Annotated in this window: 3 protein-coding genes; 1 reads left to right on the top strand and 2 read right to left on the bottom strand. The window is 69.1% G+C overall.

Translation table 11 applies throughout. The annotated features are described in order from the left end of the window. Nucleotides 1–38: 38 nt before the first annotated feature. Nucleotides 39–440, bottom strand: coding sequence for an ATP-binding protein (locus tag ACFQ7F_RS45670; protein WP_383285666.1), 402 nt, complete (start codon nucleotides 438–440; stop codon nucleotides 39–41). Between the two features lie 143 nt (nucleotides 441–583). Beyond that, on the bottom strand, nucleotides 584–1,753 hold the full coding sequence (locus ACFQ7F_RS45675) for an adenosine deaminase (protein WP_383285669.1): 1,170 nt from the start codon (nucleotides 1,751–1,753) through the stop codon (nucleotides 584–586). 114 nt (nucleotides 1,754–1,867) lie between these two features. Between ACFQ7F_RS45675 and ACFQ7F_RS45680 the strand changes: the two genes are divergently transcribed. Beyond that, the gene (locus ACFQ7F_RS45680; protein WP_383285672.1) at nucleotides 1,868–2,635 is read left to right on the top strand and encodes an alpha/beta hydrolase; all 768 of its coding nucleotides are present in this window, start codon (nucleotides 1,868–1,870) and stop codon (nucleotides 2,633–2,635) included. Nucleotides 2,636–2,715: the final 80 nt, after the last annotated feature.

Below are 2,715 nucleotides of genomic sequence, written 5' to 3' on the forward strand. Positions count from 1 at the left end.
GGGTGCGCCCCATCGGCGTGTGCGGTGACCGGCGAGGATCAGCCGAGCGGCAGACCGTTCAGCGGCAGACCCTGCAGCGGCAGGCCCTGCGTGGGCAGGGCGCCGGAGATCGGCAGACCGCCGAGCAGACCGGCGACCGGGTCGGCGGGCTTGACCGACCTGTCGGCGGCGGGCTTGGTGCTCTCGCCGAGCTTGGCGACGGTCGGTGCGGCGGCCACCAGGGTGCTGCCGACCGCGTTCTGGCCCGCGGTTACCGCCTCGGGGCCACCGGCGGGCAGCTTGTCGGCGACCTGCTCCACGGGCAGCATCGAGGTGGCGGAACCGAGCGCGTCCGTGGTGTCGGGCAGGCCCGGAGCGGCGGTGGCGACACCCGCACCGGCGGCGGCGAAAGCGGCGCCGAGAGCGGCGACACCGAGGGTCTTGACGGCAGACTGCTTCATCTTCAATGCGTCCTTGATGACGGGGACTTTTGAGCGGCCCATGACCGTAAACATGTGAAGGGGCAGTCCGCAAACAGCGAAACAGCAAAAAACACGGCCGGGAATTAATGTTCCCGGCCGCGCCCGCATCGACTCAATTTCTGTTACACATCGACAGAAGCCCTGGTGGAGGCGGTCTGACGGAACAGCCATTCGGACTTCAGCTCGGCATATCCGGGCTTGATCACGTCGTTGATCATGGCCAGGCGTTCATCGAAAGGAATGAACGCTGATTTCATCGCATTGACTGTGAACCACTGCATGTCATCGAGCGTGTAGCCGAATGTGCCGACCAAATGCTCGAATTCACGGCTCATGCTGGTGCCGGACATCAGACGATTGTCGGTGTTCACCGTGGCCCGGAAGTGCAGCTTGCGGAGCAGTCCGATGGGGTGCTCGGCGTACGAGCTCGCGGCGCCCGTCTGGAGGTTGGAGCTGGGGCACATCTCCAGGGGGATGCGCTTGTCCCGTACGTAGCTGGCGAGGCGGCCGAGCTTCACGGTGCCGTCGTCGGCGACCTGGATGTCGTCGATGATCCGCACGCCGTGGCCGAGCCGGTCGGCGCCGCACCACTGCAGGGCCTGCCAGATGGAGGGCAGACCGAAGGCCTCACCGGCGTGGATCGTGAAGTGGTTGTTCTCGCGCTTGAGGTACTCGAAGGCGTCGAGGTGACGGGTGGGCGGGAAGCCCGCCTCCGCGCCCGCGATGTCGAAGCCGACGACGCCCAGGTCGCGGTACCGGTTGGCCAGTTCGGCGATCTCCAGGGCGCGGGCCGCGTGCCGCATGGCCGTGAGCAGCGCGCCCACGCGGATGCGGTGGCCTGCCTCCTTCGCGCGCCGCTCGCCTTCCCGGAAGCCTTCGTTGACGGCCTCGACGACCTCTTCGAGGGTGAGGCCCTGCTCCAGGTGCTGCTCGGGGGCGTACCGGATCTCGGCGTAGACGACGCCGTCCTCCGCGAGGTCCTGGGCGCACTCGGCAGCCACGCGCTTGAGGGCGTCCTTCGTCTGCATCACCGCGCAGGTGTGGGCGAAGGTCTCCAGATAGCGCGGCAGCGAACCGGAGTCGGCGGCTTCCCTGAACCAGATCCCCAGCTTGTCGGGGTCGGTCTCGGGCAACCCCTCGTACCCCGACTCACGGGCGAGGTCGACGATCGTGCCGGGGCGCAGGCCGCCGTCGAGGTGGTCGTGGAGGAGCACCTTCGGGGCGCGGCGGATCTGTTCGGCGCTGGGCGTTTCGCGGTCCGTCTGACCGGCTTTGGTGGTCTGGCTCGTCATTTCGGCACTCTAGCGCCTACGCGCGTAGATCGCCGGGTAGATCTCACGGGTCGATACGTAACAGTGACCCCGCGGACGGGTGGCGTACACCATCGCTTCTGACACTGTTCTGTCATGGCACAGCAAGCGACGCCCGATTCCGCGCGCGCGGCCAGGCTGGGGCGCGTGATCGGCACCCGGCCTTCGGCGGTCAGCGGCGCGGTGCTGCTGCTCCCCGGCGGCCACGAGACCTCTGCCCGCAAGCCGTCCCCGTTCGCCGCCAACGCGGTGCGCGCACTCGGCCGCAGGCTCGCCCAGGACGGCCGCGGCGAGGGGCTCGCCGCGCACGTCGTGCACTACCGCTGCCGCGGGTGGAACGGGGCGCAGGCGCACCTCGCGCGGGACGCGGAGTGGGCGGCGGACGAGGTCACCCGTCTCTACGGCGATGTCTCCATCTGCCTCGTCGGCATGGACATGGGCGGCCGGGCCGCGCTGCGGGCCAGTGGGCACGACGCGGTCAACTCCGTCCTGGCACTGGCCCCTTGGCTGCCCGAGGACGATGTGGCCGCTTCCCCCGAGCCGGTGAAGCAGCTCGCGGGGCGGCGGGTTCTGATCGTGCACGGCACGAACGACGAGCGGACCGATCCCGAGCTTTCGTTCCGGCTCGCGGAGCGGGCGAAGAAGGCGAACCGGGAGGTGTGCCGGTTCGAAGTCCACTCCGACGGACACCGGTTGCATCAGCACCACTCCGAAGTCCAGGCCCTGGCATCGGACTTCGTCATGGGTTCACTGTTCGGCCACGCCTATGCGCGTCCGCTGGAGGACGCCCTCGCGGCTCCGCCGCCGTTGGGCCTTCGGATGCCGCTCGCCTCGGGCTTCGGGGAGTCGATGAGGCAGCGGTGAGGCGGTCCCTGCGGGGCTTTCCCCAATCCCGCCCCTTCCCGAAACCATGGGGCTCCGCCCCCTGGACCCCCGACAAGATG

This window comes from Streptomyces sp. NPDC056486 (assembly GCF_042795295.1).
Classification (GTDB): domain Bacteria; phylum Actinomycetota; class Actinomycetes; order Streptomycetales; family Streptomycetaceae; genus Streptomyces.

What these genes read in the sequence shown, in the direction of transcription:
- ACFQ7F_RS45680 (WP_383285672.1), top strand. Translation starts at nt 1,868, where the DNA reads ATGGCACAGCAAGCGACGCCCGATTCCGCGCGCGCGGCCAGGCTGGGG.
- ACFQ7F_RS45670 (WP_383285666.1), bottom strand. Translation starts at nt 440, where the DNA reads ATGAAGCAGTCTGCCGTCAAGACCCTCGGTGTCGCCGCTCTCGGCGCC.
- ACFQ7F_RS45675 (WP_383285669.1), bottom strand. Translation starts at nt 1,753, where the DNA reads ATGACGAGCCAGACCACCAAAGCCGGTCAGACGGACCGCGAAACGCCC.